11 protein-coding genes and 1 tRNA gene are annotated in these 15,206 nt (G+C 50.2%); 5 read left to right on the plus strand and 7 right to left on the minus strand.

The window, feature by feature from the left end:
• Positions 1-140: 140 nt before the first annotated feature.
• From KK062_RS10390 to KK062_RS10405, 4 genes are all read right to left on the minus strand, one after another.
• A complete protein-coding gene (locus KK062_RS10390) occupies positions 141-596 on the minus strand; it encodes a SusE domain-containing protein (RefSeq protein ID WP_254084228.1) in 456 nt (151 codons plus the stop codon).
• Between the two features lie 16 nt (positions 597-612).
• Positions 613-2,325, minus strand: a complete 1,713-nt coding sequence (locus KK062_RS10395; RefSeq protein ID WP_254084229.1) for a RagB/SusD family nutrient uptake outer membrane protein — start codon at positions 2,323-2,325, stop codon at positions 613-615.
• A 15-nt stretch (positions 2,326-2,340) separates the two neighbouring features.
• Positions 2,341-5,655, minus strand: a complete 3,315-nt coding sequence (locus KK062_RS10400; protein WP_254084230.1) for a SusC/RagA family TonB-linked outer membrane protein — start codon at positions 5,653-5,655, stop codon at positions 2,341-2,343.
• 188 nt (positions 5,656-5,843) lie between these two features.
• Complete coding sequence (locus tag KK062_RS10405) at positions 5,844-6,800, minus strand: FecR family protein (protein ID WP_254084231.1); 957 nt, start codon at positions 6,798-6,800, stop codon at positions 5,844-5,846.
• A gap of 200 nt (positions 6,801-7,000) precedes the next feature.
• On the opposite strand from KK062_RS10405, the gene KK062_RS10410 reads away from it, so the two are divergent.
• Positions 7,001-7,588 (plus strand): RNA polymerase sigma-70 factor, encoded by a 588-nt coding sequence (locus KK062_RS10410; RefSeq protein WP_254084232.1) that lies wholly within the window; start codon positions 7,001-7,003, stop codon positions 7,586-7,588.
• A gap of 119 nt (positions 7,589-7,707) precedes the next feature.
• A complete protein-coding gene (locus tag KK062_RS10415; protein ID WP_254084233.1) occupies positions 7,708-9,231 on the plus strand; it encodes a TROVE domain-containing protein in 1,524 nt (507 codons plus the stop codon).
• Between the two features lie 618 nt (positions 9,232-9,849).
• Here the strand turns inward: KK062_RS10415 and KK062_RS10420 are convergent.
• Positions 9,850-11,421, minus strand: a complete 1,572-nt coding sequence (locus KK062_RS10420) for a glycoside hydrolase family 99 protein (protein WP_254084234.1) — start codon at positions 11,419-11,421, stop codon at positions 9,850-9,852.
• A 63-nt stretch (positions 11,422-11,484) separates the two neighbouring features.
• Here KK062_RS10420 and KK062_RS10425 point away from each other — a divergent pair, with 63 nt between their 5' ends.
• Together KK062_RS10425 and KK062_RS10430 are read left to right on the plus strand one after the other, a co-directional pair.
• A complete protein-coding gene (locus tag KK062_RS10425) occupies positions 11,485-11,628 on the plus strand; it encodes a hypothetical protein (RefSeq protein WP_254084235.1) in 144 nt (47 codons plus the stop codon).
• A gap of 177 nt (positions 11,629-11,805) precedes the next feature.
• Positions 11,806-12,648 carry a sugar phosphate isomerase/epimerase family protein gene (locus KK062_RS10430; RefSeq protein ID WP_254084236.1) on the plus strand — a complete coding sequence of 281 codons (843 nt, stop codon included), beginning with the start codon at positions 11,806-11,808 and terminating at the stop codon, positions 12,646-12,648.
• A 238-nt stretch (positions 12,649-12,886) separates the two neighbouring features.
• Here the strand turns inward: KK062_RS10430 and KK062_RS10435 are convergent, their stop codons facing one another.
• Both KK062_RS10435 and KK062_RS10440 read right to left on the minus strand, forming a co-directional pair.
• Entirely contained in the window at positions 12,887-13,828 is a 942-nt protein-coding gene (locus KK062_RS10435) for an endonuclease/exonuclease/phosphatase family protein (RefSeq protein ID WP_254084237.1), read from the minus strand.
• A 341-nt stretch (positions 13,829-14,169) separates the two neighbouring features.
• Positions 14,170-14,886 (minus strand): hypothetical protein, encoded by a 717-nt coding sequence (locus KK062_RS10440; protein WP_254084238.1) that lies wholly within the window; start codon positions 14,884-14,886, stop codon positions 14,170-14,172.
• Positions 14,887-15,090: 204 nt separating this feature from the next.
• Here KK062_RS10440 and KK062_RS10445 point away from each other — a divergent pair.
• Positions 15,091-15,161, plus strand: a tRNA-Cys gene (locus KK062_RS10445).
• Positions 15,162-15,206 lie beyond the last annotated feature (45 nt).

A 15,206-nucleotide genomic window follows, 5' to 3' on the forward strand; every position in this document is an offset into this window, starting at 1 on the left:
CAAACCTCTCACCGCTCAACACGGTCTTAAGCTACTTACCACAATTTGTGGGGATGCGACCCCGTGGTGTTCATCTATTAAAAAGACGGGTTTGGGCCGGATCAACGGGCAAAGCGCTTACTCATAACAATCGCTACAAGCTAACCTTTGACGGCCGGAGTGGCCGAGATAGTTACTACGTTAGAGGATGCCTCTTTTTCGTTAATGGTAACTTTTGCATGCACCTGTACGCTAACGGATGTTGCTTTACCAATTTCCAACTCCAGGTTGTCTACCAGGATATCGTTCAGCTCTACATTTGAGAATTTTTTATCGACGGTATTAGCCGCAATGTTGACGGAGTCAATTTTTGATCCCGCGGTAAAAACAATCTTGTAGGCTACCAACGTATTTTTCGGTGCTGACCAGGCGAACTTGACCGCTTCATCGGATGGATGAGCAATGTCGACAACCACCTCAGTCTTCGATGCCGAAAGGGTACCGGTCTCCAACGGCGCCGGAGTCGGTGCGTCCAGATCTTTGCTGCACGACAATATGCTGACGCTCAGCAGCAACATGACTGCGAAGCGTATGTTTTTATTCTGATAGTTCTCCATCGTAAATTTCGTTTAATCAATAACCAGGATTGGGGGTGAGATTGGGGACCAGGTTGGTCACGTTCTTACCAATGGGATATATTTTTGTATGATCATCCACATCGGGTTGTTTGTCCCACCAGGTGCCTGTATTAAACATATCCCAGCGAATGAGATCGGTCCGTCTACGCGCCTCGCCGATGAACTCGCGGCCCCACTCGTCAATCATTTCAATGTCGGTGAGCTCGCTCCCGTCGGGTTCGTATAAGCTGGTTGACCCTTCGGGGTAGTTACGTTTCCGAACCTCATTCAGCAGCACGGAGGCGCCGGCTTTATCGCCGGCACGGTACTTGCATTCCGCCAGGGAATAGTAGATCTCCGCATAGCGTATTTCAGCGTAGGCTGAAGCGAGTTTATTCGGATCTTCGGTGGGATAGAACGGATATTTGGCGAGCCACACACCTGAATTATCGTCCGCATGGTCCATGTTAGAGACTTTGTCGGCCAGTTCCTGGCCGGGAGGTGTGTCTCTGAAGAAGCCAACCTGGTCGCGGCTGAAAATGGTATACCCGCGGTTGCTTTTTACATATTTGGTTTCACCATCTTCTACGTAGGGTAGATAACCATACAGGAACATGCCCTCCCGGGTACTGTTGCCGAGGTTACGATACTTTTTCAACCGAACGTCGTCGGGATATTTCTGGAACTTGACGAAGGGTTTACCCAGCGCAAAGGGATACTCTACGCTGTCGACGTCGCGACCGGGTTGCAAGGCGTAGCGTGTGTTATAGCCAAATCCCGAGAGCCCAAAATATTTTCCTGCCTGGTGCGGCGCCATCCACCCGAACATACCGCCGTCATACTGCCAATGCGTTCTGGCAAAGCTGGACGGGAAGCCAAACACGGTTTCCGCCGAAGTCGAGTTCGTGTAATCAAAGGGGGCATCCCACCGGGTTTCAAGCTGGTAGCTACCATATTCGCCGTTGATAAACTTCTCACAAATCGATGCGCACTCGGCGAACTTGTCCTGGTCGATGTAAACTTCTGCATTCAGGTACAGGCGCACCAGCAATGCTGCGGCGCCGCCCTTTGTCCACCGGCCAATGGCGTCGTCGCCGAGCTGGTCGCGGGTCGGAAGATTGGGAAGGGACTCCGTCAATTCGCGCTCAATAAAATCAAACACCTCTTGTGGCGTCGATTGGGAAGGCATCTGGCTTTCACCCTTCACCTTTGTCACCAGGACAATGTTCCGGTACAGGTCAAACGCTCTTAGGTGGTACCAGGCTCTCAAGGTTCTCAATTCGGCCACAAAGTCGGCCTTGTCGGCTTCGGTCAGACCGAACTTCGCGGGGTCAATCTTCTCAATGTCTTCCAGGGAGTTTGTCGCCAGGCTGATCCCCTGGTACAAGGCATTCCACATGTCACTGGTATAGCCATCCTGGTCCGTCCAGGTATGGTAGTGCAGGCGTTGGTACAAGCCGCCGTCAAACCAGTCGCCATCGCGGTTCGGCGTCATCATCTCGTCCGTAGGTAATTCCTGGGCATAGTATAAACCACCACCCTGAATGGACCAATAGCCGTGCTCGAATGAGCGCAAAAAGTCGCGGATTACGTCATCCTTGGTCTGTAGAAAGTTTTCAGACGTGATACGGTCGTACAGTTTTTCGTCCAGATCTGTACAACCATTCGCAAAAAACACCAGCAGCACACTGCATGCGATACCGACTATATGTTGAGTTATAGTTTTCATACGCTAGTATTGATATTAGAATTTAACTTGTAAGCCAGCAATAAGCTGGGTAGAAGAAGGATAATACGGCAGTGAAGTGTTTATACCCGGCGTTAAGCCGTTTACACTAACCGATTCGGGGTCGCCGCCGGTAAATTTGGTAAACGTGTATAAATTCCGTGCTGTGAAATAGAGTCTTACCGACGACAGGAATTCAATGGGATTTCTGAATGTATAGCCCAATGTCACGTTGTCGATCTTCACGAAATCACCCTTCTCGAGAAAATAATCCGAAAGCGATGAATAGGTTTCGGAATTTGTGAGCGCCGAATATTTTCCTCCGTCGTACGCGGAGCTCAGGACGTTAACACCTTTTTGCGTGGCGGGTGTACCCAGGAAATAGGCGGTAGTATTATACAGATCATACCCGAAGGCGCCTCGTAAAAATATACCCACGCTAAAGTTGCCATACGTAAAGGTGTTGCCCAAACTGGCCGTGAACTTCGGAAGACCGTTTCCTACATATTGGCGATCGTCGGCTTTCGCCTGATTACCGGGAATGATCTCTCCCGCTTTGTTATATACCAACAACCTTCCCGTAGCGTCTACCCCAGCGGACTTCAGCATATAGAAGCTGCCGATACGCTTGCCTTCTTCCAGACGTTGGGAGTTTAGCCCGGAGCTGCCCATGCCTCCCAATCCGCCGATATCCGAAAAGTTCTGCCCACGGTAGAGGTCATTTGAAAACGACACAAACTTATTGTCGTTGGTCGCCCCAGCGAATGTTACTGAATAGGTAAATTTATCCGAACGATAAGCTTCGGCTTCCAGCTGGATCTCAAAACCGGAATTCTTCATCGTGCCCACGTTTACATAGGTGGAGCCTTGAACATTGGGAGGAACCGGAACATTATAGTTACCCAGCAGGTCTTTGTTCTTGCGGGTATAGTAGTTCAGACTACCGGTAAGTCTTCGGCCGAAAAGCTCAAAGTCGACACCGACGTTAAAGTTCTCTGCTTTTTCCCACCGCAGGTTGTAGTTGGTATTTTGACTGGGACCCCACACCTGGTAGTACACGCCCTGATATGCATAGAATCCGTAGCCGGAGTACGTGTCCATGGACATATAGCTTCCGAGGTCCTCTCCGCCCCTGTTAAAATCCTGATTTCCGGTTACGCCGAAGTCTGCACGAAACTTCAGATCGTTGATGGCGTTTACCGTCGGGAAGAATGCTTCGTTGATAATACGCCAACCCACCGACACCCCTGGGAAATTCCCCCATTTATTGCCAATACCAAACTTCGATGATCCTTCGCGCCGTATGCTGGCAGAGACATAGTACTTATCTGCAAAGTCATAGTTTACGCGACCAAAAAAGGCGATAAGCCTGGCATCCGTCTTATAGGAACCTACCCGGTTTTGCGGGCTCTCCAGAATCCACGTGCCCGTGCCCAGGTTGTTATAGGTCAGCACATCGGACGGGAATTGCTCATTGGAAGCGTTAAGTCCTTCATTGGAGAAATAGTTGAACGAGTACCCGCCCATCACTTCGACATTGTGCTTGTCCAGCGTGAAGCCATAATTACCGATCCACTCCAGGGTCTTCTGATCGCGCTTTTTATAGGCGCGGCTGGCACTATTTCTTCCGGCGTCGTTGTTGATCTTGCCGGTGTTATACGAGGGAGTAAATCCGAAGTCAAAGAAATCAGACGTTTGCTCACTAAGACTAACCTGAGTATACAGGTTCTTCAAAAGGTTCAGGCGGAACGAAGCGCTCCAATCGAGGTATTTCCCTTCGGTACCGCTCAGCACGGTCTTTAATTCTTCCACCGGGTTGTAGGCGCCGTCAAACCCCGTTCGAATATTAAAATATCGCTGGGGATTGATCGTATCCTGGACGGGCAGTGTCGGGTTTAAGAACAGCGCCTGGCTAAAGCCTCCGGTGCTTGTATTGTTGGACTTCAGGTAGCGCGGCGCGATGGTAATGGTAGCAACGTATAGATTATTGGCTGAGTGGTGGTTGAGGTTGAGCCGTGCACCATATTCTTCTTTATCCGAGCGCAGGTCAACACCCTCGGCATCGCGATAGTCGAACGAGATCATGTAATTGGTCAGGTCACTTCCGCCCGATAGCTGCAGCGTATGTTTCTGCGACACACCGGGCTCGTGCGTAATGGATTTTAACCAATTGGTATTGGCACCATAGTCGACGCCACGCTCGTGCGCCATAAACTCGTCGCGTGACAGCACATCCAACGTATTGGCTAAATAATTAAAGCTGACATAACCATCATAAAAAGCCTGGGGCGTCGTCGTGCCTTTCTTGGTTGTTACGAGGATGACGCCGTTGCTACCACGGGTGCCATAGATGGCCGCGGCAGCACCGCCTTTCAACACTGTAACCGACTCGATATCGTTCTGGTTGAGGTTGTCGATGTTCCCGCCCGGTATACCGTTAATGACAAACAGCGGTCCCAGGCCTGCATTGCGGGAAGACACTCCCCGCAACTGAAAGTTTGGAGATGAATTAGGATCGGCGGCCGCCGTGTTGACAATCGACAATCCCGCTACTTTACCCTGCATCGCCATCAGGGCGCCGTTGCCGGCCACTAGCAGAAGATCTTCCGAGGATATTTGTGTAATGGCGGTGGTGACGTTTTTCCGCTGCTGCGTGCCATATCCGACAACGACAACTTCGTCGAGGGAAGTGATATCGGCCGCCATGGCTACATCAATCACGGTACGGCCTTCGATTATAGCTTCTTGAGTAGCATAGCCGATAAAGGAGAACACCAGTACACCACCCTCGTCGGGAACGTTTAGGGTATACTTGCCATCACCGTCGGTGGTGGTGCCGTTACTCGTTCCTTTGATCACGACGTTCACACCGGGAAGCGGCTCTTTACTATCACCGTCCAGCACGGTGCCGGATACAGTACGGTCGGCCTGATCGGGCGTTGACCGATAGTCGTTGGGAGTAGCGTCTGTGGGATCCAGGGGGCGATCGGAAAGGATAATAAAGTCGCTCTGTTCAACGTATGCGATGCCGCGAGGCTTCAGCAGGGTCTCCAGCACTTCTTTTAACCGGGTACTATTTACCGCGATGGTCACTTTTTCTTCCAGGGCCGACATACTGCCACTGTACGCAAACCGGACCGAACTCTTACGTTCGATGCCCGAAAGCACATTCCGAATGGATTCGTTACGGTATTTTACCGTTACCTGCAGTTCGAGAAGCTGGCCGTAATTGTCTCCGGCGAGCGCGACACCGAAAAGGGTCATGGCAAGAGTTGCCTGTATTAGGGTAATACGCATAAGCTTACCGATCCAACTGATCGTAAAATTTTGCATTTTTGTTAAGGTTTATTGTGAAACTACTCGTGGTGAAACATTAGCCTACCGTCTTCGGACGGGGGGCAGAGGTGGTGCAAACACTTCTGCCTTTTTTTTCAAGGCTGTGGCTAATATGCTCGTGCTAGCTTGTATTGGGGTTGTCTGTGGGGTTGTTCATCTATTGTTTTGTTTAGGTACGTCGAAACTTATTCACTACACCCGGTGCCGGTCAGCGTCACAACCCCGCCATTCACTTCGTAGCGTGCGTGCAACGTGAGGGTTATTACGTCCAGGGTCTTCTTGAGCGACTGGTCGGTGAGGTTGGCGGTGATGGTACAGTTGTTCATGCTGGGGTCCGTAAGGGATATCGCTACATTAAACTTCTGCTCTATACGCCGAATGGCGTCCAGCATTCGGGTTTGGTTGAAATTCATGTCGTACTCGGTGCCCGAAACACTGGCCACTGATTCTTCCGGTTGTGTCTCGACTTTGGCCAGTTGCTTCATCTCCTTGCGATATACTGCCTTCTCCGACGGCAACACGACGATGCCCTGCTGGTCATTTTGGGCCGTCAGCGACACCTTGCCCGTCAGCACGACTACCTCGATATCCTTTTCGCTGGACTTGATGTTAAAGCTTGTACCCAGCACCGTGGTCGTCAGCTCGCCGCATTGAATAATAAAGGGATGGCTGGCATCTTTTGCTACTTCAAACAGTGCTTCACCGCGAAGCGCAACCCGCCGTTCCTTGCCTGTAAACTTTTCCGGGTAGGTCAGTGAGCTGTTATTCTTCAGCCATACCAGGCTTCCGTCGTCCAGCAGAACTTTCTGTACAAATCCCTCTTCAGACGAGGCTGTCAATTCTCGCGGTATCGGCTGGTCGCCTGGGCGTGTCGTGTACTGCCAGACTGCGAATGAAGCAGCGGCCACCAGTAAAATAGAGGCTGCAATCCTCCAGACGCGCACCGGTGTCGACGTCCTACTTCGGCGTACGCCTGCCATCACCCGGCGTTTTAAGCCCTCGCGCTCCGCTTCCGTCCGCAGGGGTTTTACTTCATCCCGGCCCATGGCGTCGAACCATGCGTCCATTAACTCCTTTTCTTTTCCAGACAACAGCCCTCGCTGGTACTTTTCGATAAGCTGCTCAAATTCTGATTTGTTCATATTACAGGTCGATGATACAGGGTGCAATCTTGCTATCCTGCGTATTAGGATGTAACCTAAGCGATCGTTTACGCACACGTTTTCAGGAAATTTTCTTTAAACACTTTCCAACTCCCTGGTTTTCAACCAAATCGGGGGTATGCTTTCGATTGAAATAAAAAAATTCTAACTTTCTTACATCAATACCCTGGCCCCAACCTATGGCGTCTGAATTCAATCTTTCGGACTTCTTCTCTTTGCCTGCCACGGAACAGGCAAAGGCCTTCGAGACACTCTACGACCGTTTCGAACCGGCCCTATACCGCTATGTCTATAGCAAGGTGAAAAAGAAAGAAGTCTGTGAAGAGATTGTACAAGAGATTTTCCTGGCCCTTTGGGCGAAGCGCGAGACGCTCGTCATCAACACATCGGTAGAAGCCTGGCTCTTTGGGGCTGCGAAGAATAAGATCCTTACTTTTATGAAGTCCCGTTCGGTACGGGAGCGTTATGCGGCCGACTTTGTACTCTATGCTTCCGAGCGCGTGGATAACTCCAGCGAAGAGCTCTTACATCTGAAAGATCTTTATAAGACTATTGAAGAAAGCCTTTCGGGGTTACCGAAGCATTACCAAACGGCTTTCCGGCTTAGTCGCATGCAGCACGAGCCCACACAGCGTATTGCCGAGCGTATGAAGATCTCACCCCGGACGGTGGAGAATTATATATCGGCGGCGTTGAAGCACCTGCGGTTGTCGTTGGACCGGGTGATGTTGGTGTTAATACTCTTTAAGATGCTGTTGCCCTGGTAATTTTCATTTTACCCACAACTTCCCATTCTTTTTGAAAAAAAATTAGCAGAGCGTTCTACTACGCAGAAAGGCTGCGCAGTAGCCCCTAACCTTTGTATCGTCAATTAAATATAAAGGTTATGAAATTCAATGTACGGACAACCAACAAGGTGACGAACCACGCAGGCGCTACGGCGCATACGTTGGACGAGCGCCTGGAGCTTTACAGCGCCGTGGTAACGACCTCGCTAAGCGATAAGTTCTACGAAAAGGCCGGCGAGCGCATGGAGCGTATCCGTATGCTGATCGAGCTGAACGAACCTGATTTTGTGGCGCGACTGGCGGTCTATACGCGACAGCGTATGCATTTGCGTAGTGTGCCCCTGATGTTGGCGGTGGAGCTGGCGAAGCTCCAGTCCGGTAACAGTACGGTAGGAAACACGGTACGCCAGGTTGTACAGCGCGCGGACGAAATCACCGAGCTGCTGGCATATTACCAGCTGGCCAACGCACGTACCGGTGCCAAGAAGCTTAACAAGCTGTCGAAGCAAGTACAGCGTGGCCTGTCGGCAGCATTCAACACCTTTGATGAATATCAGTTTGCGAAATACGACCGCGCCAGCGAGATCAAGTTGAAAGACGCCTTGTTCCTGGTGCACCCGAAAGCGGTGAGCGAGCAGCAACAGGCGATCTTTAACAAGATTGTGCAGGGCACATTGGATATACCCTATACCTGGGAGACTACGTTGTCGGCGCTGGGTCAGCAGAAATTCCATAGCGAAGGGCAGAAGATCCTGGCCTTCCGCGCACAGTGGGAAGAGCTGATCTTTAGCGGAAAACTGGGGTACATGGCTACGCTCCGGAACCTGCGGAATATGCTGGAGGCCGGTGTATCATCACAAGCGATGGAACGCGTGTGTACATACTTGTCCGACCGTGAAGCGGTGGCAAAGTCACGACAGTTGCCATTCCGTTTTCTGGCAGCGTATCGTGAGGTAAAAGGGTTGTCATCCGGACTGGCTGCGATGGTATTGGATGCCCTGGAAGATGCCGTGGCGCATAGCGCGGCAAACATCCGTGGCTTCGGTAGCAATACTTCCGTATGCATCGCCTGCGACGTATCCGGATCGATGCAGACACCTGTATCGGCAAAAAGCAAAGTGCAGCTGTACGACATCGGGTTAATGCTCGGTATATTGTTACAATCGCGCTGCGCGCAGGTGCAGACCGGTATGTTTGGCGATACCTGGAAGATCGTGAACGTGTCGCGTAAAAACATCCTGGGCAACGTACAAGAGTTCTACCGCCGCGAAGGAGAGGTGGGATATTCTACGAATGGCTACAAAGTCATCCAGGATTTGATTGCGCGTCGTCAGATCGTCGATAAGATCATGTTGTTTACGGACTGCCAATTGTGGAACAGCGATTCCACGCAGGCGGGCGCAACGGCTACCCTGTCGGCACAGTGGACACTGTACAAGAAGCTGGCGCCGAAGGCGAAGCTGTACCTGTTCGATCTGGCAGGACACGGTCAGGCGCCCGTTGACGTACGCGCCAGCGATGTATACCTGATTGCCGGCTGGTCTGATAAGGTCTTCGATGTGCTGAACGCACTGGACGAGGGTCGTGCCGCATTGTCGGAGATCGAAAAGATAGCGTTATAATTTTACCCCTCTCCCTTTCATACGGGAGAGGGTGTAAATAAAAAATAAGGATGTCGTAGAAGTGGGTTACTTCGCTCAAACAGGGAGGAATCACAAGCTCTGACCAGATCAGAGGAAGTGTTCCGGGTTCGACTCCCGGCTTGCATGCCCGATTACTTGCTTCGTCTTTTACTCCTTATGTTTTCTTAAGATATACAGAGGTGCCGTACAACAGGGTTACTTCGACTTTAAATTGAAAAAAAGCCCTGTTGGTTTGTTGCCCTTTGTTTAAAGAATTTTAAACCGATGCCGTAGACAAGCGTTACTTCGGTACTTAAGGGACGGGGGTTCGAATCCCTCCTTCGGCGCAAGCCGGGGTAGCTCAGTCAGGTAGAGCATTAAAATAAGCCGCTTGCCGGGTTGTTGCTCGGTTTTATGATTGTAAAAAATAACAGGTGCCGTAGAATAGCGTTACTTCGGCTGTTAACCGGGAGGTCGCGGGTTCGAATCCCGCTCTTGTGACTTAGAAAGTATACATCACGAGATAGCTCAGCGGATAGAGCACCTAAACGTACGCTTTCGCCTTTTGCCCTGTTTTTTTAAAGAAGGTGTGGATTCAACCATCCACACCTTCTTTCATTATTGAACCCTCACGGAAGAAGCCACGTCATTGGCGTTCGGCGATAGGGTTGTGAAGTTGGGCGTATCTGCGGTGCGTGTCCACGACGTGCCGGTAAAGTTGTCCCCAGAATAAAGGATGACGGTCCTGCCGGCGGGCACGCGCACAGACGATGCCCAGTCGTTTGGCATACCACGTGTTGCAAGCTGTGCCTGTGTATAGTTACCAACCGGCAATGCCTGAGTGGCTGCGCCTCCATAGTTGACATCCTGGTAGAAGATAACGCTTCCCCCACTGCTGGTGGTATGCGCCGTCGGGTGATTCGGCGTAAGACCGATTTGCCCCTTTAACATCTGCGCACCATCTCTGGTAAGCCGCAGGTAAAAATCCGATGAGACGGCCACGCCGTCGGCGTCAAGGCTCAGGAACCACTGGTTTGTTGGACGCATACTGGCGTTCTCGGCAGCCTTTGCAATAGCAGTACCCTCGTCGTATTCATCAAACATCGCGACGTAACCAGTCGACATCCCGGCATTCTTGACGTTGTAAAATTGACGCCACATAAAATCGCCGTGGAGCCGGGGAATCTGATTCTGCGCGCCGCCATTCCAGTTGGCCCACGTAAAGCCAGGCCAGATCACGGGCATATAATCGATATTGCGGGTGTTGCAATAGGACAAATCTCCCTGCATCACGGGAACATAGCTGTCGGCACCGGCCAGGCTGTTGAATGTTCCTACAGCCCACGGCGTAATCATGTTCGCGGCATCGAACGCCGGAAGATTGGCCGTTTGATTTCTCCAGTCGCGGGGCACACCAATAATAACGAAACAGCCCTGGCTTTTGAACCAGTTGATGACGTCAAGATATGACGTGACATTGCCCGGCCGGCCGGAGACGCCCATACCCCAGATGCAAACCACCGGCTTACCATTCTGAATCGCGTAGGCACTCGACCCGGTCAGGTTCAGGTTGCCTGTGATAACGTTGGTCCAGTCGGTCTTGATCTCACTTTGAAAATTGGTCCACCCGGAAAGATCATACATGATAAAGAACTTTCGCCCGTAGGTCTGCGCGGCGTTCCGCACGCGGGTGGCGATCCCATCTTTCTGCCCGTCGCTCTTTCCAAACCGCTGCATGGCTGCGCAGTCAATGCCATGCTGCTGCATCCACTCAAAGTGTTTGTTCACGACCTGTGGATCCCAGGAGGAAAATAGTCGCGCCGGTTGTCCATTGCCCAGATTGGCGTAGCCGGTTTGATACGTGGTGGTATATTCCCGCACATCCGGCCACAAATCGAAGGTTTGATTGCCGGGCCGGGGGCCTTGCGCGCCACCGCCCCAATGTACCCATGTGTTATAGGCGGATCCGTCGCCCGCGCAGGCAAACCACCCTTGATATCCGACAACCAGTTTTCCGACTACATCCCCTACCGGAGATGCGAGCGGCGCAATGGCCCGGTCACGCGTCGACTCCGGGCCCGACGCCTGATCACTATCGCTGTCAATAATTCCCTGATCTGAACATGCTCCTAAGACGCTAACCAAAAGAACAATAAAGGCTTTTGCGTACGTGTACTTTCGCTTTTTCATGATTGTTTAGTTTTCGTTTATAATGACTCCTAAAAGCGGACTGCAGTCCATGGCGTTAACGTTATGAGCAAAAAGATAGCGATGAGCGCTTATCAGGGAATTAATAAAGGCTTAATGACCGGAGAAGAGTTGAAAATAATCCATCAGTGCACGGTATCGTCGGCAGAAAAATTATACGCCGGCATGTCCAAAATATACCGCACCTGATTAAAGCGTGAAGACGCACCCGGATAAATCCGGTTGGCGGCTGCCGCCACGCGTGAAGAAACGCGTAAAAAGCATGGCCTATTTACCGTTCATGATTCGGATTAATTGATTTGTCATTCATGCTTAGGCGGTGGCCGGTAAAATTGCGATTTTCAACACTCCGTAAACCCATTCCCTATGATGCAATCCAGAAGCACTTTCTTAAAAATGCTTGGGCTATCCGCAGCAGCCCTCGGCCTGTCCCCCACTGTAACCCAAGCCGCCGAAGCAACGGAAACTAAAAAGGACGCAGTGGCGCTGCAACTCGGTCTTGCTTCCTATACTTTGCGCAAATTCAGTCTGGATGATGTGATTAAGATCTCCAAACGTCTGGGTCTTACCGCGGTATCATTGAAGAGCATGCATATGCCTTTGGAAAGTTCCGCCGAAGACCTTCGAGCCATAGCGGAGAAAGTCAAAGCCGCCGGCCTTCGTCTTTACGGCGCCGGTGTCATTTACATGAACACAGAGCAAGAGGTTGAAACCGTATTCAACTACGCCGTCGCCGCGCAACTCGAGATGATTGTCGGCGTGCCGAAACATTCCCTCCTGTCGATGGTCAACGAAAAAGTAAAGGCCCACAACATTAAGGTAGCAATCCATAACCATGGCCCGGGTGATGAGATGTACTCCAGTCCTGCGGACGTATATAACAAGATTAAAGACCTGGACAAACGCATCGGCTTCTGCATCGATATTGGCCACGTGATTCGCATCGGCCAGGATCCGGTTGCCTTTATCGAAAAGTATAAAGACCGGCTTTACGACCTCCACATGAAGGACGTTGACAAACGCGCGGCGGATGGTGCTCCGATCGAAGTTGGCCGGGGTGTCATTCCTATTCCGGATGTTGTGAAGGCGTTGAAGAAAATCAACTACCAGGGTGTAGTGGCGTTTGAATATGAGAAGGATGGGGATGATGCTGTGCCGGGGTTGGCTGAGTCTATTGGGTATGTGAGGGGGATTATGAAATTGTCTTAGACTGTATAGCGGTGTGGCTTCCCAAGAGAAGACCACACCGCTATACACACCAGCGCTTCCTCAAACACTTCGTCTTATTTCGTCTTCAAAATAGAGGGCAGGCCTTCCAGGTATCGCTCGCTAAAGTCGATCTTAAATTCCACCCACAGCGGCAAATGGTCCGACATCTGAAATGTTTTCCACTGTTTGTACAACTTCGGAGTTAAATTCGCCACTACTTTCTTTTTATTGAGCTTTCTTAAAATATTATAATCCTTCTTATACTTCGCCACTTCATCTTCTTTAAATACGTGTTCATAAAAATCGAAGACACCGGCATTGCCCGTAAATTGAATATCCCCTTTTTATCGCGGTATACGATCTGATCATAAAATTTGCTCTTATCAAGGTTACTCCCCTTCGTATTCTTTTGAATTTTATCGGGTATTTTAAAGCCGCCTTTTAAGAGTGCCTTCATCGTCTCATCTTCTTTTCCAACGATGTTAAAGTCTCCCAGTAGTATATAGTTCTCCTGATCCTTTAATGAACGTTTCTTAAAAAATTCCGAAATGCGTCCAATTTCCTCCACCCGACGAACCAGGGTTTGTCCACTCCCGAAATAAATGTGCACCGTGCAAAGATTGAGCTTCAACCAGCCAGATTGAAAAGATACCAGGTACGGTGTGCGTGCAAACTGCTCAACTTTACTATCCTTTTTAGAGGGAAGAACGATCTCACCGGCAATATTTGTAAACAATACTTTTGACTTATTATAGATATATGCCATCCGTTCGCCATTGCCGGAAGTCCCTTCGGTTATATCCGTCACCAGAAAATCCCAACCCGGCCCTAGAATCCGCATTACGGTCTTTAGTGCTGACAAGTCCTGTTTCACCTCCTGGACCGCTACGAGGTCAAAACTGTTTATGATCTCCGCGATATAATAAAAGCTCTCGATAAGCCTGGGGCCCTGCTTTTTTCCATTGGAATCAAACTCCCGGAGATTCCAAGTCGCCAGGAGTAAACTGTCGGATACAGTCTTTGCCGGGATTTGCTCTCGCAATGCTCGTTTTAATCGAAGCATCCGATCGATAATAAACTGCAGTTTAGCCTTTCGCTTAGCAGCATCACCGTGCTGCAGGATCAATAGATCTGTAGGATTTTCATCCAGGAATTTTCGCAAGCCAGTATAAAAGGGCATCGGTAAAGGGGTTACAGTGTGTTACGATTCAACCAATACAACACATGCAGCGGTGCGTGGGACGTAGACGTCCATCGTTCAAGCTTACGATGTGATGATAAATCAAAGACGGCAAGTCGTTTTGCCTATACGAAGGTTCCAAGTGGGCTATCATCGGATCAGATGATCGAGGAACCATGACTAAGATAAGAAAAATAGACCCAATTCTGCGTCTCTGCTATATAAATTTAATTTGGGGCTGGCATGGTAATAAAAAAAGACAACCCGGTTGTTACCGAATTGTCCTTAAGAAGAGGTCGCGAGCGGATCTCTCTGCCGCCAGGCAGGTTCGAGCCGCTTCCCTAATTTTCTCTATCTGCTTTTTCGCGAGGAAGGCCACCTAACCGAAGACCGAAGCCGAAAGAAAAGTTAAATGCTTCGTAATCGTAGACGGGGTCTCCGTAGGTAGTATCTAAGCTCAAACCCGTCTGAAATTGTGTATAGATGGGGCTTTTGCCAAAATTAATCCGCCCTGTGAAAGCCGGTTCAAAAAATATCACCGGGTCGCTGTAAGTCGCACTGCGACCATCATGAACAAATTCGTCAAAGTCAACGTAGCTTATTCGAGCGGAGACAATCCAGTTAAAAATGCGATGGTTTGAGCCGATGGAAGGCTGAATGAAGAAGCGTTGATATTTCCCCGTGGCCAGTACTTTTGTGGGAGGAGCGGACAGATCATTGTAATCATCGTAGGTTGTTCCCTCGCCTCTGCCATATCCTCCAAAGATTTCATAACTCATGTTGTCAGAGTTTTCGTAGTATCCAACAGCACCCTCCCAGAAATTGTGCTTCGTGTATTTGTCGCCTCCACTTCTGGTACGCCTTAAAAACTCATAGTTCGCCATGACACCAATGTGGTCAGTAACGGAAACTGCTGACTGCAAATCTATTCCTGAGCCCACGTGGCCAGACACCTGAACTTCTCCTGCGCCACGGAACAGCGCAGCGTTGCGAACGTTGGGCACATATACCGGTGAACACGATGAGATAATTAATACGATCCAGAGAAACTTCTTCATAATACGTCTATAGTTATTCAAAGTTAACCAAAATTAAGAATGACCCGTCGTTTCTGACAACCGCCATGAGTCCGGAGCCGGTGTTGCTCGCCGGGCATTCGATAGGTAATGAAAGCGTATGTGATACTGAACCCGCCTGCCACTAAATTTCTCGGTTTCGTTGCAATCACGACCCTTTTTTTTACTTTTGCACCATCGAAAAAAGGTCCCGTGGCCGAGTGGCTAGGCTGAGCTCTGCAAAAGCTCCTACAGCGGTTCGAATCCGCTCGGGACCTCCTTAAAAGGCTGACTTATTAAAGTCGGCCTTTTCTGTTTCCAAA

The organism is Dawidia cretensis (assembly GCF_018598175.1).
Taxonomy (GTDB): domain Bacteria; phylum Bacteroidota; class Bacteroidia; order Cytophagales; family Cyclobacteriaceae; genus Ohtaekwangia; species Ohtaekwangia cretensis.

Bases quoted from the DNA above. Each gene is read 5' to 3' on its own strand.
- KK062_RS10430 (WP_254084236.1), top strand. From the start codon at position 11,806: ATGATGCAATCCAGAAGCACTTTCTTAAAAATGCTTGGGCTATCCGCA.
- KK062_RS10400 (WP_254084230.1), bottom strand. From the start codon at position 5,655: ATGCAAAATTTTACGATCAGTTGGATCGGTAAGCTTATGCGTATTACC.
- KK062_RS10390 (WP_254084228.1), bottom strand. From the start codon at position 596: ATGGAGAACTATCAGAATAAAAACATACGCTTCGCAGTCATGTTGCTG.
- KK062_RS10425 (WP_254084235.1), top strand. From the start codon at position 11,485: ATGAGCAAAAAGATAGCGATGAGCGCTTATCAGGGAATTAATAAAGGC.
- KK062_RS10415 (WP_254084233.1), top strand. From the start codon at position 7,708: ATGAAATTCAATGTACGGACAACCAACAAGGTGACGAACCACGCAGGC.
- KK062_RS10420 (WP_254084234.1), bottom strand. From the start codon at position 11,421: ATGAAAAAGCGAAAGTACACGTACGCAAAAGCCTTTATTGTTCTTTTG.
- KK062_RS10435 (WP_254084237.1), bottom strand. From the start codon at position 13,828: ATGCCCTTTTATACTGGCTTGCGAAAATTCCTGGATGAAAATCCTACA.
- KK062_RS10405 (WP_254084231.1), bottom strand. From the start codon at position 6,800: ATGAACAAATCAGAATTTGAGCAGCTTATCGAAAAGTACCAGCGAGGG.
- KK062_RS10440 (WP_254084238.1), bottom strand. From the start codon at position 14,886: ATGAAGAAGTTTCTCTGGATCGTATTAATTATCTCATCGTGTTCACCG.
- KK062_RS10410 (WP_254084232.1), top strand. From the start codon at position 7,001: ATGGCGTCTGAATTCAATCTTTCGGACTTCTTCTCTTTGCCTGCCACG.
- KK062_RS10395 (WP_254084229.1), bottom strand. From the start codon at position 2,325: ATGAAAACTATAACTCAACATATAGTCGGTATCGCATGCAGTGTGCTG.